The sequence below is a fragment of the Pseudomonas sp. TWP3-1 genome (assembly GCF_049896625.1).
Lineage (GTDB): Bacteria > Pseudomonadota > Gammaproteobacteria > Pseudomonadales > Pseudomonadaceae > Aquipseudomonas.
Window position 1 is genome coordinate 126,606 of sequence record NZ_JAFCUQ010000014.1, and the last position, 21,467, is coordinate 148,072.

The 21,467-nt window shown below is 59.4% G+C and carries 13 protein-coding genes; 2 read left to right on the forward strand and 11 right to left on the reverse strand.

The features are described from left to right. Positions 1-84: 84 nt before the first annotated feature. Complete coding sequence (locus ACP7BN_RS19430) at positions 85-909, forward strand: SDR family oxidoreductase (protein ID WP_426205689.1); 825 nt, start codon at positions 85-87, stop codon at positions 907-909. Between the two features lie 193 nt (positions 910-1,102). Here the strand turns inward: ACP7BN_RS19430 and gbcB are convergent, their stop codons facing one another. Continuing rightward, complete coding sequence (gene gbcB / locus ACP7BN_RS19435; protein WP_426205690.1) at positions 1,103-2,203, reverse strand: glycine-betaine demethylase subunit GbcB; 1,101 nt, start codon at positions 2,201-2,203, stop codon at positions 1,103-1,105. 283 nt (positions 2,204-2,486) lie between these two features. Between gbcB and gbcA the strand changes: the two genes are divergently transcribed. Beyond that, on the forward strand, positions 2,487-3,779 hold the full coding sequence (gbcA, locus tag ACP7BN_RS19440) for a glycine-betaine demethylase subunit GbcA (RefSeq protein WP_426205691.1): 1,293 nt from the start codon (positions 2,487-2,489) through the stop codon (positions 3,777-3,779). Positions 3,780-3,845: 66 nt separating this feature from the next. Here gbcA and ACP7BN_RS19445 read toward each other — a convergent pair whose 3' ends face one another. The 10 genes from ACP7BN_RS19445 to ACP7BN_RS19490 all read right to left on the reverse strand — a co-directional run bounded on the left by ACP7BN_RS19445 (position 3,846) and on the right by ACP7BN_RS19490 (position 21,292). After that, positions 3,846-5,501: a hypothetical protein gene (locus ACP7BN_RS19445; protein ID WP_426205692.1), complete on the reverse strand. Its 1,656-nt coding sequence runs from the start codon at positions 5,499-5,501 to the stop codon at positions 3,846-3,848. A 159-nt stretch (positions 5,502-5,660) separates the two neighbouring features. Beyond that, a complete protein-coding gene (locus ACP7BN_RS19450; protein WP_426205693.1) occupies positions 5,661-6,905 on the reverse strand; it encodes a metallophosphoesterase family protein in 1,245 nt (414 codons plus the stop codon). Between the two features lie 25 nt (positions 6,906-6,930). After that, positions 6,931-8,799 (reverse strand): hypothetical protein, encoded by a 1,869-nt coding sequence (locus ACP7BN_RS19455; protein WP_426205694.1) that lies wholly within the window; start codon positions 8,797-8,799, stop codon positions 6,931-6,933. A gap of 151 nt (positions 8,800-8,950) precedes the next feature. Further along, positions 8,951-12,403 carry a GMC family oxidoreductase N-terminal domain-containing protein gene (locus tag ACP7BN_RS19460; protein ID WP_426205695.1) on the reverse strand — a complete coding sequence of 1,151 codons (3,453 nt, stop codon included), beginning with the start codon at positions 12,401-12,403 and terminating at the stop codon, positions 8,951-8,953. Positions 12,404-13,444: 1,041 nt separating this feature from the next. Continuing rightward, positions 13,445-14,215, reverse strand: a complete 771-nt coding sequence (locus ACP7BN_RS19465; RefSeq protein WP_426205696.1) for an electron transfer flavoprotein subunit beta — start codon at positions 14,213-14,215, stop codon at positions 13,445-13,447. A 9-nt stretch (positions 14,216-14,224) separates the two neighbouring features. Next, positions 14,225-15,445 carry an electron transfer flavoprotein subunit alpha/FixB family protein gene (locus ACP7BN_RS19470; RefSeq protein WP_426205697.1) on the reverse strand — a complete coding sequence of 407 codons (1,221 nt, stop codon included), beginning with the start codon at positions 15,443-15,445 and terminating at the stop codon, positions 14,225-14,227. Continuing rightward, entirely contained in the window at positions 15,445-17,394 is a 1,950-nt protein-coding gene (gene dgcB, locus ACP7BN_RS19475; protein ID WP_426205698.1) for a dimethylglycine demethylation protein DgcB, read from the reverse strand. Before dgcB ends, ACP7BN_RS19470 begins: the two co-directional genes overlap by 1 nt. Before the next feature lie 208 nt (positions 17,395-17,602). Next, entirely contained in the window at positions 17,603-19,663 is a 2,061-nt protein-coding gene (dgcA, locus tag ACP7BN_RS19480) for a dimethylglycine demethylation protein DgcA (protein WP_426205699.1), read from the reverse strand. A 15-nt stretch (positions 19,664-19,678) separates the two neighbouring features. After that, positions 19,679-20,209, reverse strand: a complete 531-nt coding sequence (locus ACP7BN_RS19485) for a DUF5943 domain-containing protein (RefSeq protein ID WP_008033249.1) — start codon at positions 20,207-20,209, stop codon at positions 19,679-19,681. Between the two features lie 105 nt (positions 20,210-20,314). After that, a complete protein-coding gene (locus ACP7BN_RS19490) occupies positions 20,315-21,292 on the reverse strand; it encodes a dipeptidase (RefSeq protein ID WP_016983626.1) in 978 nt (325 codons plus the stop codon). Positions 21,293-21,467 lie beyond the last annotated feature (175 nt).

Below are 21,467 nucleotides of genomic sequence, written 5' to 3' on the forward strand. Positions count from 1 at the left end.
ACAGCCATTCCTGCCGCGTCAGTCTCTTGGTCTACATTGTCTGTCGAGCCCTCCGCTCACAGAACAATAAGCAGGAGCATCGGCATGTCGCTAAAAGGCAAAACCCTGTTCATCACCGGCGCCAGCCGTGGCATCGGCCGTGAGATTGCGCTGCGTGCCGCCAGGGACGGCGCGAATATCGTGATAGCGGCCAAAAGTGCCGAGCCGCACCCCAAGTTGCCCGGCACCATTCACAGCGTGGCTGCAGAAGTCGAAGTCGCTGGCGGCAAAGCCCTGGCGCTGCAACTCGATGTACGCGATGAAGACGCAGTGCGAAAGGCGCTGGCGCAAGCCAACGAACATTTCGGCGCGATCGATGCACTGGTGAACAATGCCGGGGCGATCAAACTGACGGGTGTGCAGCACATCGAACTCAAGCGCTTTGACCTGATGCACCAGATCAACACCCGCGCGGTGTTGCTGTGCAGTCAAGCCGCCCTGCCCTACCTGAAAAAATCTGCCGGGCACATTCTCAACCTGTCCCCGCCGCTGAATCTGGCGAGCAAATGGTTTGCGCAGTACAGCCCTTATACGGTGACCAAGTACGGCATGAGCATGCTGACGCTGGGGATGAGTGAAGAGTTCGCCAATTACGGAATCAGCGTGAATTCGCTGTGGCCGCAGACCATGATTGCCACGTCAGCGATCGAGTTTCAGCTGGGGAGCAGAGAGTCGTTCAAGCATGCGCGCACGCCGGAGATTATGGCGGATGCGGCTTATGTGATTTTGAATAGCACCGGGCGTGGGATTACCGGGCGGTTGTTGATTGATGAGGAGATTTTGCGCGAGAGCGGTGTGACGGAATTTGAGCACTATCGATTTGAAGCGGGGAGCGATGCGAAGTTGATGGCGGATTTGTTTGTCGACTGATCAGTGTGTCAGTGAGATCCACCCCTCACCCCAGCCCTCTCCCGAGGGAGAGGGGGCCGATTCATGTGCCTTTCAAGTCCTGAGTTCGACGCGATAGCTCAGGTCGATGTAGCTCACCAGAACACCTCGGTCAGTCCCCTCTCCCTCCGGGAGAGGGCTAGGGTGAGGGGCTTTTTGAAAATGCGACGCAGACTTAAAAATCGATACGGACATCCCCTTTCGGCACACTGCAGCAAGAAAGAATGTACCCCTCAGCCTCATCATCCTCAGTAATCCCGCCGTTATGCTCCATCTCCACCTCGCCCCCAAGCTTGAGCACCTTGCACGTCCCGCAAATCCCCATCCCGCAAGCCTTGGGAATCATTAACCCAACTTTCGCAGCCGCCGCATGCACCGTCTCACCCGGTGCCACCCGAATGCTCTTGTCTGAAGAGGTGAACTCGACCAAGTGCAGATCCGCCGTCGGTACTTCGGGTGCGTCAGCAGCCTGCTCCGCCTGCTCCACCGCATCGGCACGCGCCTCTGGCGGTGTCGCGCCGAAGGATTCCTCGTGATAACGCTTCATGTCATAGCCGGCGTTTTCCAGCAGACGCTTGACCGCTGTCATGTAAGGCGTCGGCCCGCAGCAGAACACTTCACGTTCAAGGAAATCCGGCACCATCAGTTCGAGCATCTTGTGATTCAGATAACCGCGATAACCGGCCCATGGCTCGCCCAAACCGTGCTTCTCGCAAATCAAATGCAGGCTGAAGTTGTCGATCCGCGACGCCATGTGCTCCAGCTCGCGGTGGTAAATGATGTCTTTCGGTGAGCGCGCGCTGTGGACAAAGGTCATGTCGACGTTCGCGTTGGTGTCGTAGAACCAGCGCGCCATCGACATGCACGGGGTGATGCCCACACCACCGCTCAGGTAGAGGACTTTCGGACTCGGAAAGTCCATCGCGTTGAACAAGCCGACCGGCCCGTGCACCGCCAGCTCCTGGCCTTCATGCAGCGTGTCGTGCAGCCAGTTGGACACCTTACCGCCCGGCACGCGTTTGATGGTGACCGAAAAGCTGTACGGCACCGACGGTGAACTGGAAATAGTGTAGGAACGCATGATCGGCTGGCCTTCGATTTCCAGCTCGAGGGTGACGAACTGCCCCGGTTTGAAGAAGAACAGAATCGGCTGATCGGCCATGAAACAGAAGGTGCGCACGTCCCAGGTTTCCTGGATGACTTTGACGCAACGGACGATGTGTCGGCCATTGGCCCAGGTCTGTGTGGTGACCGGATTCAGGAAGCTGTTGGACATGCTGTTCTCCACGGCCGACTGTCGGCCTTCATGTGGCGATTCTGCGTATAGCGCAGACGGCCCGTTTACCTATCCGCGACATTGACATACTTATCGCGACCAGCCCCCAGCCACCGGGGGTTGCGCGTCGGGAACAGATTGCATCATGTCGCCCATGGATAAGGTTCGCGCCCGCGCCGGCCCCACACTCGGCTCCAGACAAAACAGATTCTTTACACCTTGCGTTGCAGCTCTGATCAGCCACTTTCGCCGGCCACACAGAATGGCCTTGAGGATCACATCGATGGACACCGCAAAAATCAGCCTGGGCGATCCGCTGGAACCCGCACGCAAGGCCACCGCACAGATGCTGCAAGAGCGTGAGCGCACCTTTTCGCTGCCGCAGCCGTTCTACAGTGACGAGCGCCTGTTCGATATCGACATGCAGGAGATCTTTCAGAAGGAATGGCTGATCGCCGGCATGACCTGCGAGATCCCGGCCAAAGGCAACTACCTGACGCTGCAGATCGGCAAGAATCCGATCATCGTGATTCGCGGCGCCGAGGGCGTGGTGCATGCGTTCCACAACGTCTGCCGCCACCGTGGCTCGCGCCTGTGCACCAGCGAGAAAGGCAAGGTCGCCAAACTGGTCTGCCATTACCACCAGTGGACGTATGAGCTGGACGGTCGCCTGCTGTTCGCCGGCACCGAAATGGGCGCCGACTTTGACATGAAGCAATACGGCCTGAAACCGGTGAACGTGAAGACCGCCGGCGGCTACATCTTCATCAGCCTGGCGGAGAATCCACCGGCCATCGATGACTTCCTGTCGACGCTGAACCACTACATGGAACCGTACGACATGGAGAACACCAAGGTGGCGATCACCACCACCTTGATGGAAAAGGCCAACTGGAAACTGGTGCTGGAAAACAACCGCGAGTGCTACCACTGCAACGCGTCGCACCCGGAATTGCTCAAGACCCTGCTCGAATGGGACGACGTCACCGACCCGCGCGCTGATCAGGCGTTCAAGGATCACGTCGCCGCCTCTGCCGCTTCCTGGGAAGCCGAGAAGATCCCTTACGCCCACGCCAGTTTCGGCCTGCGCAACCGCATCGTGCGCATGCCGCTGCTCAAGGGCACCGTGTCGATGACCCTCGACGGCAAACAGGGTTGCGCCAAACTGATGGGGCGGATCAAGAACCCGGACCTCGGTTCGATGCGCATCCTGCATCTGCCGCACTCGTGGAACCACTGCATGGGCGATCACATCATCGTCTTCACCGTGTGGCCGATCAGTGCGCAGGAAACCATGGTCACCACCAAATGGATCGTGCACAAGGACGCGGTCGAAGGTGTGGATTACGACGTCGAACGCATGCGCCAGGTGTGGGACGCCACCAACGATCAGGACCGCCGTCTGGCCGAAGAAAACCAGCGCGGCATCAACTCCACCGCCTACCAGCCGGGGCCGTACTCGAAGACCTATGAATTTGGCGTGGTGAATTTCGTCGACTGGTACAGCGAGCGGTTGCTGAGCAATCTTGGGGCAGAGCCTGCGCCCTACCTGAAAGGCGTTCCTGTTCAGGGCTGAACCGACCCACAGGGCAAAAAAACCCGCAGACGTCATTTGACGCTGCGGGTTTTGCATTTCCATGCCTTACGGCGCCATGACTCGCATGCTGGAAACCTTGCCATCCAACTGGCTGCTCGGGCCACCACGAATGATGCGGTAAGCACCACCGTTGTGGTTGCGTTCGAAGCTGGCCACTATCACAGGGGTGGTGATGTCACTTAAAACGTCTATCCGGGCATAACCCTGGTTTTCATTCACATTCTTATTGCCGTACACCATAAAACTGGTGCCGGCCTTGGCCTTTACGATTTTCGCGGAGCGCGCGTCATCATTTTTACAGCTGCCGCCAAAATTGAACGTGTGAGTATTAGCCAGCGTCACGGTGCAAATAATATTCTGGGTGGCCGAATTACCTTCATAAAGCACAACACTCGCATCGCGAAAGTCTCCCGGCGCTGGTGTTTTCCCCACCGAGATACGCGAAACCTTTCCATCCAGACCGTTATTGTGAATATGTGTGACCTTGATATCGGCATTTTCAAAGTTGGCCTCGAAGCTGCCAAGTTTTACTGACTCGTTAATACCAATGTCGCGTTTTACATCGACAAAAGTGTAGTCATCACTGGCGCTGCCACCGGGCGAGTCGTACAGGCTGAGGCGCGTACCCTTGGCAACTCCACGCAGTTGCAGAGAACGCGATTCATCTCTTTCACAGCCCCGCCCCGGCAAGCTGAAGTCAAGATCCTGGCCCGCCGGAACCACGCAGACAGTGTCACCTGTCTGGTCCACATGGCTTTTTTCATAGAAGTAGAAGCCACCCTGAGTCAGGGCAGCAGCGTAGGGAAAGGCGTCCCCCGTCTGATTGAAATCAATCGTCATAAAGCTTGGTGCAGTGCGTTTGCCTAATGCGCTCGCACAGTGGTTGTCCACTCGCCGTTCCAGCCACGTCAGATTGTTATCCGTAGTACCCGCGTGCGCTGCGGTTGCCCCCCATGCGTGAAATTGATTCATCACAAACAGTCGCGGCCAATTTTTGAATCCGACTGCATCTACAGTCGGATAGTAATTCGTCCAGCGCGACGGGCAGCTCCATTCATGCTTGAGCGAAGTAATGCCCAAATCCCAGTAGTTCTGGCTTTCCCATTTGTTATCGAGCAGTACATTGACGCTCTTGCCATTGACCGGATACACGCCGTCGTGCCTGTCGGTAAGGATCACCAGGCGCTTGCCACTGCCGATGATTTGTTCCAGCGTCGGCCAGGACGCCGAATTGCTATAGGCCGCCGGGTCGAATACCCAGTCAGCTAACCCAGGCACCTGGCTGATCGCGCGAGTCATGCTGGCCTTCTCCACGCGAGTCTCCAGCAACAGTGTCACCACGGCGTTGGGATTACTGCGCAGGAACGGCAGAAACACATTGTTCAACGCATCGGCAAACTTGGTATTAGTACCGATATTGCAAGCACCCGGGTCTTTAGGGGTATGGCACAGATAAGCATCCGCCTCGCCGCCCGAAGTACCGGGGTGCAAGTCCAGCATGAAACCACGAACGCCCCGGTTGAGCTGAGTACGCATGTCATCCAGATAACCGTTGTGCGCCGTCACCCACGAGTATTCGTTAAACGGTTTTTTGAAGTTATTGATGCCCGGAGCTGTTTCAGCCGCGGACAACGACAAAGAAGTAAGCTGAGCACTCAACAGCCCCAGCGCTAATGCAGTATTTTTGATCGCGTACATCATTCAATCTTCCATGATACAAGTTCCAGCAATCGAATTACCGCTGGCAACTTATTAACCGAAAAATCAAACAAGACGTATATCGAAAATACACTTCAGAATATTGTTATCAATTTGAACAATAAAAAGTGCGCCTTGATCGGCGCACTTGGGTTAAACACATTAGTTAGATCGCCAACGAACTTCTCCGTTCTCGGCGATAAACTCCTCAATGATATTTTCTCCGACCAGCCGAACTTTCACATACCCATTCAACACCCGATCCGGATACGCCGGGTCCTGCGCACTTTGCGTCTCCGACCACAACACCCGCAAATGCCCGTCCAGTTCACTGGCGTTGCCGTAGGGAATCGCCCCATGCCCGGCACAGCGTGCCTGCAGTCCGCCCTGCTGCGCGTAAACAATGCCGTTATGCAAATGCCCCCAATACCAATAATCCGGCTCACGCCCCAGCGCATCGCACACTGGTTGATACAGCGCAGTCTTGTTGTGCCCGGAAATGTCGAAGCCCTGATGGTGGCTGAGCACCATGATTTTTTTGCGCTTCGGCAACCCCTTCATCCACTCGATCTGCGGTTCGTTCAGCGTGCCATCCATGTACAGATTCAAGGCGTCAGAGGCATAGGCCGAATCCAGTCCGACCACCAGCCAGTCATCGTTGTACAACGCAAAGTAACTGGTGCCCTGTTGCCCCGGAAAACGCTTGGCCAATTCCTTGAAATAGCCGTGGGCGCCGCTGTACATCTCGTGGTTGGAATTGAGGGTGAACGAGCCATGGGTGCCCCTCGGCCAACCGGCCATGTCCACGTCTTCCTGGGAATGGCTGCCGGCGTAATACACATCCCCCAGATGCACGGTGAAATCGGCCTGGGCCAGTTGCATCTGATTGGCCACCGAGACCGCTGGCGCGTGGCTGTCGAATGGGCCGGTGCCCCAATCTCCGGCGATCGCCAGCGTCACTTCGCGATCCATTTTCACCAGCGCCGGATCGGTGCCAAAGGTCGCGTGATGACGCAGGTTTTCGATCCACTTCAGCAGCGCTTCACTCCACAGCAGATCAAGCAACTCCCACTTGCGACAGCCGAGCAGACTGCCGTCCTTGAGCACGCGGGTTTGCAACTCGGCGGTAGATTGCGGCAACGGCGTGGCATTGCCGATGCGCAGGATCGACAAGCCGTGGGCCAGTTCCCACGGCACGCTCGGCTCGTCGTCGGGCAACTCGCCATGTTTGAGCACGTAGTGAGCCTGATCGTGACCGCGCTGCAGCAAACTGATGATCGCCTTGAACTCCTCCGGTTCGAGTTCGCTGATGAGCTTCATCCAGGCCATTTCCATGCGCGTGAACAAGCCGTGCAGACGCAATTTGACCTTGTCGTATTCGTGTTCCCAATGACTGACCAGTGACATGGCGCATTCCTCTATCCGTAAGGGTTCACAGGGTTTTCATGAATTCGATCAGTGCGCGCTTGTCGATGTCCGACAGTTGCGTACCGTACAGGTGACCGCTGTTGTGGTTACCCTCTTGGCGCGTGTCGTAGTGGAAGTCGGCCGAGGCTTTCGCCTGGGCGCCGCTGCTGACGAAACCGACGTTGACCGGGTCGTAGATGTCCGAACCGGTGATGAACGCCTGCGGGCGTTTGTCCGGTGTTTGCAGCAAGTCCCACAGGGTCGGCACCGAGCCGTTGTGCAGGTACGGCGCGCGCAGCCAGATACCGTCGGTGGGTGTGTTGCTGTAGCTCTGGGTTTTGCGATACGCGCCGAAGTCGAACGGTGGCTTCTTGAAGCTGTGGAACGCGGCGACCAGCCCGGTAGTGAATGAGTTGAGCCGATGCGGATCGGTGCCCAACTGATCGATGTTAGTGGTCACTTGTCCGGTGTCGGCACGGCCGAAGTCGTGACAACCGGCGCAGTTGCTTTCCCAGATCGGTTTGCCCTGCGCGACTTTGGCTTGATCCAGCGCCCACGGCCACGCCGGCGGTTTGCGCCCAAGCAGCCAGTTGGTCACACGGTTGAAGCTCGGCGGCAGCACTGATTCCGACGTTGCACCGACGGCCATCGCGGCGGCGTAATTGCGTTCGTGGATCTTGTTGTTATTGCCGTCCCAGTGCAGGTACATCGATTCGCGGGGTTTCTGGTTCCACACTTGCGGCAGATCGACGGTGCCGATGGTCGAGTCATCCGGGAAGCCGAACACCACCATTTTCGTCGGGTTGAAGGTGTCGGTACGCCCCGGGCCCTGTTGTGGGCGCAGCTTCTGCCAGGCGTAGGCTTGCTTCTGTTTGAGCAGCGCACTTTTCGCCATCGGCATGATCAGGTAGCGGTTGTAGAGGCGCTCGAAAAAGCCCAACTGGAATTTGGCATTGATCGCGGTCATGAGTGCGTCAGTGGTGAATTTCGGATCGCTGGCGCAATCGTAGGCGAACCACTGGAAGGCTTGCAGTTGCAGGGTGTTGGCCGGTGCACTGGCGACATTCACCGCGACGTCGCTGGCATTCGCACGATAGGAACCGGTGTGGCACAACGCGCAGTTCGGCTCGACCGAGGGGTAACCGATCTGTCGCTTGGCCATGCCGATTGGCAGGTCCTTGCCATTCTCGAACAGGAAGCCGAAGACTTCCCAGCCACCGGGTTTGGGCATTTTTTCCGGGCACATCTGCGGCAGCACAGCGAACAGGTAATACGGGATTCGCGCCTCGATACCGAGACCGATGGCGGCGTATTTGTAGTGGTCTTCGTCGGAGGCGTATTGCTGTTCCGGCACCACGCGCAGCATCTGATACCAGGTCTGGTAGCCGATGAAGCCCAGCAACAGAACCACGACCAGAGTGCCAACCTTGAACGCATGGCTCTGCCAGCGCCGCGCCCAACCGGCGCGCCATTCACGCCAGCCGTCACACAGCAGCGCCACGGGCCGATTGGCCGGTGTGTTGCCCAGGTACAGGAGGATGCCGAGGATCAGGAAAAAGCTCAGATCACCCATCAACATCGGCACGAATACCGAGCCCTGATTGCTGGTGTTGATCAGATAGATCCAGAACGCCACGGCGATCAACCGCGTCAGCACACACAGCCAGGAATGCACCACATAGCGCGGCGCGTTTAAGCCTGACGGCATGTACAACACGCTGATGCCTACCAGCAGCATCCCGGCGTTTTCCAGCCACGGATCGGAGAGTTGCGGCGGCAGGCCGACCACCGATGTGAGCAACCCCGGCGCGAACAGCGCAGGAATCGCGAACACCATATTCATGGCGATGCCGATCCAGATGAAGCGTTGAAACCAGCGGATGTAGCTGTCCATATCGTCCTTGTCCTTAGAGATGTAGCGACTGAAAGATTGCTATCGCTGGCAAGCCAGCTCCCACAGGTCTAGAGGTGTTCACAGGATTTGTGCCTGGCACCATCCAATGTGGGAGCTGGCTTGCCAGCGATGCAGTCGACTCGGTCCGAGATCAGCCGAGGGCCGTTTTCTCCAGGTGTTCAAGGATGATCGGATACACGTCGACCACTGCGTTCTTGCCGAACATGCAGTCGATATGCCCGTAGCCCGGCACCACATGCCGGATGTAGCGCTCCGGTCCATGGACATCGCAGACGCGCTGGTAAGTCTTCAGCGTGCTTTCCGGCAGATAGCACTGGTTATCGGCGCCGCTGATAAAGCAGATCGGCATGCTCAACCGCTCGAAGTGCGGCATGTACACATCCTGCCCTTTGAAATCCACCAAATGGCCTTTGCGCACGATCAGCGCCAGGTGCTCGAAAGTCTGAATGTTCGACTCGCCGAACAACTCGTGCAGGTTGTCGTGCAGGGTTTCATTCAGGGTGTCGTGGCGGTACAGCGAGGCGTACATGAAGGTGATGCGGTGGCACACCGGGTTGGTGCAATAGCCCTGCGCCTCGATTCGCGCGTAGCCGTTGAGGGCCTTGTCGTAGAGCTTGTTGAACCAGTTTTCCTTGCTGTCGGCGTAAGCGGTCATCGACTTCACGCCAATCGCATCGAGCATGCCCGGCAGGTGCAATCCGGCCTTTAGCCCGGTCGCAGTCGCCACCACCGTGTCGGCGGCAATCTGCGAACACACCACCGAACGCACACCTTGCAGGCCGGCCAGCAGCGACATGAAAAACGTCGTCGCGCCGTAGCAATGCACCACGCACTGCACGTCTTTGGCCTGCGTCTGTTGCTGAATCTGCGCGATGGCTGCCTTGAAGTCGTACTGAGCGATCTGGTCGCCATTGCATTCCTTCTTGCTCGCCGGCAACAGAATGCTCACCCGGAAATCCAGCAGCCAGACGTCGTAGTCGTGCTTGCACAGGTATTCCAGCAGGTTGGTCTGAATGGTGTCGGTAGAGAAGATATTCGAACCCACGCCCAGCCCATGCACCAGCATCACCGGGCCTTTGCTGCCGGCCTGATAGCGGGTCAGCCGCAGCTCGACGCCGTCCTCGGTGGGGAAAAAATGCACTTGCGGCGTCGGCGCATCCAGTGGCCGTTTCAAGCGTGGCGGTGCGTCGGGGTTGAAGTAGATATCCCCGGCAAATACCCCGCCGTAACTTTCCCAGAGAATCCCGGCAAAGAACTTGCCGAACCGCGCCAGCCCTTCGATACGCTCACGCTCATTGCGCGCGTTGAGCACTTTCATGGTGGTCATCTGTTTGGCGAAATCGGTCGGTTTGATGTGCATCACCCCCGAGCCAATCACTTCACCGGACTTGTCCGAACCGCGATACAGCGTTACGTAGAGGGTGCTGGTGTCGTGCCAGATGTTCAGCACGCCGTTGTCTTCCGGCACGGTTTTGAACGCGCTGAAAAAGTAGTCGCTGCCATCCTCGGCGGTCAGCTTCATGTCGTACTTCATGTGGCGCGTATCGACTTGCTCCTCGAATTGTTCGAACAGATTGAACACGCCGTTGCTGGCGGTCAGCGGCTCTGGCGACAACGCCGGAGCGATGACCGTGCCGACGATGGTTGCGGCGTGTTCCGGCTCCTTGATCATGCGGTTGAGATCGCTGGCGGTGATGGTCAGGGTGAAGTCGATTGGCGAATTGTCTGCTTCGCCACGTTTGGCGGCGGCTTCATAGACTTTAAGATCGGTGCTCTGCGCGCCTGTGAATGCCTCGGAGAAATAGCCTTTCATGGTCTCGGTGAACTGCACTCCAAGGGTCGGCGGCACTGCCGGTTTGCGCGGCGCCGATGGCAAGGTGTAATCGATTTCCCAGCCACGGTCAGCGGCGAGCAAAGCCATGTTGCGCTCGCTGACGGCGGAGATCGTCAGCAGCGGATTGACTGCCAGCGACGTCGGGATCACCGCGCCGTCGGTTACATATAGATTGGCGTACACATCGGTGCCGCTGGCGCCGCTGAACACCTGGCCCTTGTGATTGACCACGCCTTGCCCGGCGTCCGCGCCCATCACGCATCCACCGAGCGGATGCACCGAAACGATGCTGTGCTTGAGCAATTTGGTCCAGATCGGATTTTCCACCCAGATCCCGCCCAACGCCTCGGTGCTCTGGTGCAAACGCTGGTTGCCGAGTTTGACGTTTTCCTGCTCGCCGACGCCCGGCCAGTCGATGCGCAGCTGATCCTTGCTGTCGAGCAGCATCCGGCCGTTGCCACTGTCGTGGCTCATGATCAGATAGGTCTGCAGGTTGTGCAGCGCACCGTAATACGGACCGCGCAAAAAGCTCTCGGCTTCGCGCGCCTTGTACTTCACTTTGGCGCTGAAACTAGTGTCGGTCGGCTCGCCGATCATCTCGGCAAAACCGGCCATCGCCGGCACCATTGGCCGACCGAGCGCGCCGGGGATCGAGCCTTCTTCAATCACCATGCGACTGCGCCAGTCGCCTTCGGTGCGCATGTCGATCACCGAGGTGATGCACGGGCCGACCGGGTGCAGTTCCTTGGCCGGGTGTGCGCCGAAACCGATGCCGTTGATGGTCTGTTCGCAGTTGTGGCCGAAGCCGAGGATGTCACCGTTGCCGCTCATGTTCTCGCCGAGCTGAGCCGACATCGCCAGGCCTTTGTCCCGCGAGCGCAGGAGAATTTCCGTGGAGCCGAGGGTGCCGGCCGACACCACAACAATGTCGGCTTTGACGAACAACGTCGGCGCATCGAATTTCTCGCGGCCGCTGTCCAGATACTGAAAGTGCACGATCCAGCCGTTACCGTCGCGCTCCAGATGGCGCACCTGGGCCTGACAGAAAATCTCCGCGCCATGGTTGCTGGCGTCCGGCAGGTAATTCATCAGCGTGGTGTTCTTGGCCTTGTTGTTACAGCCCGAAACGCAGTCGCCGCACTGGTTGCACGGCAGTTGCTCGACGCCGACGTGGTTGAGGTTGTTCGGCAGTTTGTCGAAGGTCACGTTGATCGGCGGCTTGTAGAAATGCGCGCCTTGCTTGAGGAAGTCCGCGGATTTTTTGTTGGCATCGAGTTTCGGCAGATTTGGCGCAGTGCTCGGGTATGGATTGGGTTTGAGCATTTCCCGGGCGCGGGCGTAGCCGTCCTTGAGCAGGGTGTCGCGGTGCTCGCGCACCTCCAGCGGCCAGCGCGGATCGTCGAACACGCCCGGCTCCGGTTCCAGCGCGACGTTGGCATTGATCAGCGAGGTGCCGCCCAAGCCGCAACCGACCACCACGTTTTGCTGCGCGTTGACGTGCAGGTCGAACAATCCGGTGCGTGAACCGATATGCCCGTCCGGGTCATGCACCTGCAACTCTTCAGTGGCCGCGATCATGGTGTTGGGATATTCGCCGGGCTGGATTTCCCGGCCACGTTCCAGCAGGCAGACCTTTTTCCCCGCTCGGGACAGGCGCGACGCGGCAATGCCGCCGCCATAGCCGGAGCCGATGACGATCACGTCGTAATGTTCTTTGATGGCGCTGATGGGCGTAGCGATCCGGGTCATGAGGTAGTTCCTCTATCAGGCAGATGAGGGCAACTCTGCGGTTGCCTGCAATCAATGGACGAACGAGCACCTGGCCACCGGCAATGCGCGGCGGCAGAACAGCAATGTGAAAGTGATCGGGCAGCTAGAGGCGGGCGCGTTGATTGGCGGCGCGACGCAACGTGCGCTGACGGGGAATCGGGGGCGGGCTGTGTGGCGGGCTATCCATCACGCGTTCTCCCTGAACCAGATGTGGATAAGTGACGGCTGTCCTTGTGCCATTGCAGTGAAGACAGCGGTCGGATCTAAGTCAAGGCAGGGGTTTAGAACTGTATGAAATGTGATCAATAGCGGTTTGGACTATATACAGCGGGGCTTGCAGGGTTTGGTGTACAAGTTATCCACATAGATACCCTCAGGTAATGGGGACAACTGTGGGTAACGTGCAAAATGGTCGGTGGATATGTGCAGAAAAAGCGTGACTTATCCAGAAGCAGGGTTTGCCGAGCGGATTGAGTGTTTTTTGATCACATCTCTGTGAGCGACGTTTTACGTGGCACGCAGCGGATAGCGAACACGTTATCCACAGAAGCACCAACAGAGATCGGGGGTAACTTTGGGGTGTCTGTGGAAAAGTGCTGAAGGCTTTGAGATATAACCGCTTTGGCGAGTTTTACAGGGCTGATCGAGTGAATTGCTCATTTTTCAACCAGCACACTGAAAGCCACGTTCTATATGGCTTGCAGACAATAGCGAACATCTTATCCACAGAAGCGCCAACAAAGATTGTGGGTACTTTTAGCTTTGTGGATGGTTTGATATCTGCTTGCCCTCACCCCAGCCCTCCCGAAACGTCGGACCGCCCAGAGGTAGAGGGGGCCTACGGTGGTGAACTTGCGAGGTACATCGACCTGAGCGTTCGCCGCGACCTTAAACTGGCAAAGCAAGGCAATTGAAGCCTGGCAACCCAAGGCCACCGCGAAGTCGCAGGTCGATGTACCCGGCCAATCCCCCTCGGTCAGTCCCCTCTCCCACCGGGAGAGGGCTAGGGTGAGGGGCTCTTCAGCGGACAACGCCTTCTTCGATGAGCAATTTGAGAATGGCTTCGGCGCCAGCCTGCGCAGTTACACCTTTAAGCACCTGCCCCCCTCCGCCACTGGCTTTGGCGGTGGCGGCTTTCATCCGATCCGCCCCGCTCTTGGCCTTGATCACCTTCAAGCGTTTCGGCCGAGGCTTGGCCGGTTGCAGCGTAGCCACCGCCAGCAACTCATCATCCACCACCTCAACATCATCAGCCTGCAACACCCCACGCCGCGCCGGCCCGTAAGCGCTCTGCCGAGGCTTGGGCGCTGCGTTATCCACAGTCGCCAGAAACGGCAGCTTCACCTTCAACCGCCGCCGCTGCCCGCGCGGCAACGCTTGCAGTACCAGCGCCGAACCCTCACTGATCGACTCAACCTGCGCCAATCCCACCACCAACGGCCAGCCCAAACCTTCAGCGAGCAGAAACGGCAACATCCCCGAGCCTTCGCCGGTTTCCGCCTGGCTACCGGTCAGCACCACCTGAGCACCAGCCTCACGCAAATATTCCGTCAACGCCGGCAACGCATCCGCGCCCGCCGGTTGCTCAAGTACATGCATCTGTTCCAGGCCCATGCCCAGGTACGCGCGCAGCGCGGGTTCCGCAACATCACCGGCATGCAGCACCTGCAAGTTATCCCCAGCCAGTTGCAAGCCCAGCTCCACGGCGCGCGCATCCTGTTCGGCACGGCGTGGGCGGCCGGAGGTCGGGTGTGCCCCGATTGAAACCAGACTGATGATTTTCGTGTTCATAAGCGTTCCTTAAGCCGCATCGCGCTTGGCTTCGTTGCGGTAAGCCTCTACCGCCGCGATCAAGGCCTGAAGAATCTCCGCGCTCTCGCCGATCACCGACAAGTCGGCGCGTTTGATCATGTCGCAGCCCGGATCGAGGTTGATCGCCACCACTTTGTCGCAGGCGCCGATGCCTTGCAGATGCTGGATCGCTCCGGAGATCCCCACCGCAACATAAACTCGCGCGGTGACCCAGGTGCCGGACGCGCCGACCTGGCGGTCGCGGGCCATGAAGCCGTCGTCCACTGCCACGCGTGAAGCGCCTTCGGTGGCGCCCAACGCTGCTGCAGTCCTGTGGAACAGCTCCCAGTCACGAACACCATTGCCGCCGGAGAAGATGAACTCGGCTTCAGCCATCGGAATCGCCGCCGGATCCACCGCCACTGCGCCCAGATCCTCGATCCGCGACAAGCTGCGCGCGACGCTTGTGGATAACTCTACCGGCAGCGCTTCATGCCGCGTTTCACTGACCGGCTCGGCACATTCGGCGGATGCGAGAATCAGCCGTGCGACCGGACGCGCCAAGTCTTGTAAACCGGCGCCCGCGCGGCCGATACACTCTTGATCCTTGACCTGCCATACACGCGTTGCCGGGCGTTCGCCGAGTGCCGCAGCAAATCGCCGACCGAGTTCGCCGCCACCGCTGCGACTGTCTGGCAGCAGCCAGTGACGCGGACTGAACTGGTTATCCACAGCCCGCAGCCCCTGCACACGTTGCTCCGGTGCATAACCGCTGAATTCTTCGCCTTCGAGTACCAGCAAGCGATCAACGCCTGCGGTGGCGAAGGCATTTTCTTTGTGTTCACCAAACACCACCGCCAACACCGCACCATCGCTGCCGGCCAATTGATGCGCCAGACCCAGCAAGTCACGGTCATGACTGCTCAAGCGACCGCCAACCATGTCCGGCACCACACTGATGTAGAACGCCGGAGCCGGCACCTGATGCAGCGGCAATTGCACTTCCACAGCGGCAGAACGTTTAGTCGCCCCGCCCTGCTGGGCGCCGCTGCGGTCAATCCGCTTGATGCCGTTCGGTCCGATGAAACCGATGCCGTGCAGGTTCTTGCGGATCACGCCGTTCGGCCCCATCCAGCTGTGTTGCGCCGGTTGCATCGCCGCATGCAGCGGATGCAGACGGTTGCGTGCGATCCATTCAGCACGCGGGTCGCGGCGGATAATGTCGCTCATCAGTGGGCCTCCGCAGGTTCACGTTTGGCCGGGGTGGCGGGTTTGTTCGGGGCCGCGTCTTCGAGCAGCGCGTCGGCCACCAGTTCGGCAATGTCCTTGATCAGCGGACGCGGTTCGACCACGCCTTCGAGCATCGCCGTGCACTGTGGACAACCCACGACCACCAGTTCAGCGCCGGTCTCGCGGATGTCGTCCATGCGCATGTCGGGAATCCGCTGCTTGCCCGGAATGTCGGTGATCGGCGCCCCGCCACCGCCGCCGCAGCAGCGCGAACGGAAGCCGGAACGTTGCATCTCTTTCACTTCGATGCCGAGGGCGCGCAGCACTTCGCGCGGCGCCTCGTATTCGCCGTTGTAGCGGCCGAGGTAGCATGGGTCGTGATAGGTCACGCTGTTGCCTTTGTGCTGACCAAGATTCAGCGCGCCAGCGGCGATGATTTCCGCCATGTAGGTGCTGTGGTGCTGCACCAGGTAGTTGCCGTCGAACGCGCCGTACTCGTTTTTCAGTACGTGGAAACTGTGTGGATCGCAGGTGACGATGCGGTTGAAGCTGTACTTGGCCAGGGTCTGAATATTGCGCTTGGCCAGCAACTGGAAGGTCGCTTCATCGCCGAGACGTCGGGCCACATCACCGCTGTCACGCTCTTCAAGACCGAGCACCGCGAAATCCACTTTGGCCGCTTTGAGGACTTTGACGAACGCGCGCAAGGTGCGCTGGTTGCGCATGTCGAACGCGCCGTCGCCGACCCAGAACAGCACATCGGTGGATTGCTTGTCGCTGAGAAGCGTCAGGTTCAAATCCGCCGCCCAGTTCATCCGCCCGCCCGGTGCAAAACCGCCGGGGTTGTCGGTGGCGATCAGGTTTTCGAGGACTTCGGCGCCCTTGTTCGGGGTTGCGCCTTTTTCCAGAGTGAGGTGACGGCGCATGTCGACGATGGCATCGACGTGCTCGATCATCATCGGGCATTCTTCGACACAGGCGCGGCAGGTGGTGCATGACCACAGGGTTTCGGCGTCGACCAGACCGTTGACGATGGGTTGATGCGGATTGCCGCTGTGCTCTCCCACCGGTTTGCCAGGGTAAGGGCTGCCGGCGAACTTGGCATCAGTGCCGCCCGCGAGGCCGACGACCATGTCCTGGATAAGCTTTTTCGGGTTCAGTGGTTGGCCGGCGGCAAACGCCGGGCATGCCGCTTCACACTTGCCGCATTGCACGCAGGCGTCGAAACCGAGCAACTGGTTCCAGGTGAAATCCTTGGGTTTCTCCACGCCCAGCGGTGCGCTTGGATCGTTGAGGTCCAACGGTTTCAAACCGGTGGAGCGGCCGCCCCCGAAACGCTCGGCGCGACGGTGCCAGGCCAGATGCAAAGCACCAGCGAAGGCGTGTTTCATCGGCCCGCCCCAGGTCATGCCGAACAGCAATTCCGACACGCCCCACAGCACGCCCACCCCGAGAATCGCCGCCAGCAACCAGCCGCCGAAGTTCTCCGGCAGAATCCCGGCCACTGGCAAGGTCACCAGAAAGAACGACGCCGAGAATGCCAGCAGGCTTTTCGGCAGGCGCATCCACGGGCCTTTCGACAGCCGCGAAGGCGGGTTGCGTCGGCGCAGATAAACGAAGATCGCCCCGACGAACATCACCGCCGACATCAGCAGCAATGCGTAGCCGAGGATGCGGTTATGCAGACCGAAACCGTGTACCAGAATCGCCAGCACAATCGACGCCACTGCGCCGCCGGCCGTTGCCACGTGAGTGTTGGCGATGTATTTGTCCCGCGCCACGACATGGTGCAGATCGACCATGTAGCGCTTGGGCATGGCCAGCAGCCCGCCAAGCAGATCGACCTTCGAGGCACGACCGCGACGCCACATGGCCACCCGCCGTAGCGCGCCAAGGACGGCGAGGCCCAGGGCGGCGAACAACAGGATTGGAAGAAGGGTGTTCAACATAGGTGTTGCTCCCAAAGACTTCGGGGTCATGTACAAGCCGCTAAGGGCGAGCACCTACTTGTGGCGAGGGAGCTTGCTCCCGCTGGAGTGCAAAGCACTCCCAAAACAGTCTCCAGTGCTTATCTGATGCACCTCGACTTGAGTTTTTTGGGGCTGCTGCGCAGCCCAGCGGGAGCAAGCTCCCTCGCCACAGGTGATGGTTGTGCCTTTAGAAATCCTTGCACAGGCGCAGGGCGTCGTAGATCGCGGCGTGGGTGTTGCGCTGCGCCACGCAGTCGCCGATGCGGAACAGCAAGTAGCCGTCACCGGTGGTGCTCAGCGATGGCTGCGGCTTGATCGCGAACAGCGCGTCGATGTCGATCTGGCCTTTGTTGCGCGATCCGTCCTTGAGCCCGTAATACAGCTCTTCGTCCGGACGCACGCCGTTTTCCACCACGACTTGATCGACCACACGTTCTTCTTTGGCGCCGGTGTATTCGTTCTCCAGCACCGCGATCAGTTTGTCGCCTTCGCGGTAGACCTTCTCGAGCATCATGTCGCCGGTCATGATCACTTCTTTCGGGTACATGCTGCGGTAGTAGGTCGGGAACGACGTACCGCCGATGGCCACGCCCGGTTTGATGTCGTCGGTGACGATCTCGACCTGGCTGCCCTTGTCCGCAAGGTAGTCGGCAACCGACATCCCGGTGAACTCGCAAATCGTGTCGTAGACCAGCACGTTCTTGCCCGGCGCGACCTTGCCGTCGAGCACGTCCCAGCTGCTGACCACCAGCCCTTCGGCGGCGCCCCAGTGTTCGTTCTGCTCAAGGAATGGATGCCCGCCAACCGCCAGCACCACCACGTCCGGACGCAAGTCCATGATCGTCGCGACATCGGCAGCCGTGCCCAGACGCAGATCGACTTTCAGCCGCGCCAGTTCAAGCTGGAACCAGCGCGTGATGCCGGCGATCTGGTCACGTTGCGGCGCTTTGGAGGCGGTAGTGATCTGCCCGCCAATAAACTCTTTTTTCTCGAACAGCGTCACGTCGTGGCCGCGTTCGGCGGACACGCGCGCCGCTTCCATCCCGGCCGGACCGGCACCGACCACCACCACTTTGCGTTTGACGCCGGTGGATTTCTCGATGATGTGCGGCACGCCCATGTATTCGCGGGAAGTCGCGGCGTTCTGGATGCACAACACATCCAGCCCCTGGTACTGACGGTCGATGCAGTAGTTGGCGCCGACGCACTGCTTGATCTGGTCGATCTGGCCCATTTTGATCTTGGCGATCAGGTGCGGGTCAGCGATGTGCGCACGGGTCATGCCGACCATGTCGACGTAACCGCCCTCGAGAATGCGTGTGGCCTGATTCGGATCCTTGATGTTCTGCGCGTGCAGAACCGGAGCTTTGACGACTTCCTTGATACCAGCCGCCAGATGCAGAAATGGCTCCGGTGGATAACTCATGTTCGGAATAACGTTGGCCAGGGTGTTGTGGGTGTCGCAGCCCGAACCGACCACGCCGATGAAGTCGAGCATGCCGGTGTCGTCGTAATACTTGGCGATCTGTTTCATGTCCTCGTGGGACAAGCCGTCCGGGTGGAATTCGTCACCGCACAGACGGATGCCGACGCAGAAATCGTCGCCGACTTCCTTGCGCACAGCCTTGAGCACTTCGAGGCCAAACCGCATGCGGTTCTCGAAGCTGCCGCCCCATTCGTCGGTACGTTTGTTGACGCGCGGGCTCCAGAACTGATCGATCATGTGCTGGTGCACGGCGGACAATTCGACGCCGTCCAGACCACCGGCCTTGGCACGGGCTGCTGCGGTCGCGTAGTTGCCGATCACGCGCCAGATTTCTTCCGGCTCGATGGTTTTGCAGGTCGCGCGGTGTACCGGTTCACGGATGCCCGATGGCGAGAGCAATGTCGGCCAGTGCTCACCGTCCCAACGCGAACGGCGGCCCATGTGAGTAATCTGAATCATGATCTTGGCGCCATGCTTGTGCATGGCGTCGGCCAGATTCTGGAAGTGCGGGATGATCCGGTCGTCCGCGAGGTTGACCGATTTCCACCAGCCTTGCGGGCTGTCGATGGCCACGCTGGACGAACCGCCGCAAATCGCCAGGCCGATGCCGCCCTTGGCTTTCTCTTCGTAATACTTGACGTAGCGGTCGGTGGTCATGCCGCCGTCGGTCGCGTAGACCTCGGCGTGGGCGGTGCTGAGCACGCGGTTGCGGATGGTCAGTTTGCCGATCTGGATCGGCTGGAACATTGCTTCGAAAGCCATGGCGGGTTCCTCGACTTACAACGGCTTGACGGTGAACAGGCCGTCGTCGTGGCCTTCTTCGGAGCCACCGTAGACTTGCTCGGCAACCGTGCGGATCTTGCTGCCGCGCGCCTGAAGAATCTGATCCATCGCACCGGCAAACCAGCCGGTGAACATGTAGTCGACCTTGCGCCCGACCTTGCCGTACACATAGACGAATGCCGAGTGTTCGAGCTTGACGCTGGCAGTGCCTTTGTCGAGGTCGATGTCCTGAATCTTGAACAGGCCCCAGCCGCGTTGCGACAGGCGCTTCATGTAATGCTCGAACACCGCAACGCCTTCCAGACCGTGGCATTCAGCTTCTTTTTCACACCAGTGCCAGGCGGATTTGTAGCCGGCCTTGTAGAGGATTTCCGCGTAGGCGTCGGCGCCCAGCACTTCCTCGATACCCATGTGGTTGTTGACGAAAAAGTGCCGTGGCACGTAGAGCATTGGCAGGGCGTCGGAGGTCCAGACACCGGTTTCGCTGTCGACTTCGATTGGCAATTGCGGGGCGATCTTGGCCATGGAAACTTGACTCCAGAAAAATGATGGTTCAGTGGTGGCCGCGGCCCTCACCCCAGCCCTCTCCCGCAGGAGAGGGGGCAGTTCGGCGGCGGTCTGTCGAAAGCGTTACTCGCCCCAGACGTCCTTGAGGACGTTGACCCAGTTTTCGCCCATGATCTTGCGCACAACGCGCTCGGAGTGGCCGCGCTTGAGCAGGGTTTCGGTCAGGTTCGGGAATTCGCCGACGGTGCGGATGCCCAGCGGGTTGATGATCTTGCCGAAACTGGTCAGACGCCGGGCGTAGCCCTTGTCGTGGGTCAGGTATTCGAAGAAGTCCTGGCCGTGGCCCTGGGTGAAATCGGTGCCGATGCCGATGGCGTCTTCGCCGACGATGTTCATCACGTATTCGATGGCTTCGGCGTAGTCGTCGATGGTCGAATCGATGCCCTTGGCGAGGAACGGCGCGAACATGGTCACGCCAACGAAACCGCCGTGGTCAGCAATGAATTTCAGCTCTTCATCAGACTTGTTGCGCGGGTGCTCCTTGAGCCCCGACGGCAGGCAGTGGGAATAGCAGACGGGTTTTTTCGATTCGAGGATGACTTCCTCGGAGGTCTTGGAACCGACATGCGACAGGTCGCACATGACGCCGACGCGGTTCATCTCGGCAACGATCTCGCGACCGAAGCCCGACAGGCCGCCGTCACGTTCGTAACAACCGGTGCCGACCAGATTCTGCGTGTTGTAGCACATCTGCACGATGCCGACGCCGAGCTGCTTGAACACCTCGACATAGCCGATCTGGTCTTCAAACGCATGGGCATTCTGGAAGCCGAAGAGGATGCCGGTCTTGCCCTGCTCCTTGGCGCGACGGATGTCGGCGGTGGTGCGCACCGGCATCACCAGGTCGCCATTTTCGCGGATCAGCTTCTGGCTGGCGGCGATGTTGTTGACCGTGGCCTGAAAGCCTTCCCAAACCGACACGGTGCAGTTGGCCGCCGTCAGACCGCCCTTGCGCATGTCTTCGAACAGCTCGCGGTTCCATTTGGCAATGATCAGACCGTCGATAACGATGCTGTCGGCGTGTAATTCGGCTGGGCTCATCAGGCGTCCCCTTATTGGCAATCCATGCGCCGAATCGTCTGCCGGCGCTTTGGGGCCAGCATATGCCTCGGTGCAGCAGCAGCCGGGTGCAAAAACGACAGGGGAATTGCCGAAAGCGTCAATCCGCGACAAAGGGTCGCCAGCCGGCCCGGCCGACCACCTGTTCAAGCCCGCT

Coding starts and splice junctions, on each gene's coding strand:
- ACP7BN_RS19430 (WP_426205689.1), top strand. CDS start 85: ATGTCGCTAAAAGGCAAAACCCTGTTCATCACCGGCGCCAGCCGTGGC.
- gbcB (WP_426205690.1), bottom strand. CDS start 2,203: ATGTCCAACAGCTTCCTGAATCCGGTCACCACACAGACCTGGGCCAAT.
- gbcA (WP_426205691.1), top strand. CDS start 2,487: ATGGACACCGCAAAAATCAGCCTGGGCGATCCGCTGGAACCCGCACGC.
- ACP7BN_RS19445 (WP_426205692.1), bottom strand. CDS start 5,501: ATGATGTACGCGATCAAAAATACTGCATTAGCGCTGGGGCTGTTGAGT.
- ACP7BN_RS19450 (WP_426205693.1), bottom strand. CDS start 6,905: ATGTCACTGGTCAGTCATTGGGAACACGAATACGACAAGGTCAAATTG.
- ACP7BN_RS19455 (WP_426205694.1), bottom strand. CDS start 8,799: ATGGACAGCTACATCCGCTGGTTTCAACGCTTCATCTGGATCGGCATC.
- ACP7BN_RS19460 (WP_426205695.1), bottom strand. CDS start 12,403: ATGACCCGGATCGCTACGCCCATCAGCGCCATCAAAGAACATTACGAC.
- ACP7BN_RS19465 (WP_426205696.1), bottom strand. CDS start 14,215: ATGAACACGAAAATCATCAGTCTGGTTTCAATCGGGGCACACCCGACC.
- ACP7BN_RS19470 (WP_426205697.1), bottom strand. CDS start 15,445: ATGAGCGACATTATCCGCCGCGACCCGCGTGCTGAATGGATCGCACGC.
- dgcB (WP_426205698.1), bottom strand. CDS start 17,394: ATGTTGAACACCCTTCTTCCAATCCTGTTGTTCGCCGCCCTGGGCCTC.
- dgcA (WP_426205699.1), bottom strand. CDS start 19,663: ATGGCTTTCGAAGCAATGTTCCAGCCGATCCAGATCGGCAAACTGACC.
- ACP7BN_RS19485 (WP_008033249.1), bottom strand. CDS start 20,209: ATGGCCAAGATCGCCCCGCAATTGCCAATCGAAGTCGACAGCGAAACC.
- ACP7BN_RS19490 (WP_016983626.1), bottom strand. CDS start 21,292: ATGAGCCCAGCCGAATTACACGCCGACAGCATCGTTATCGACGGTCTG.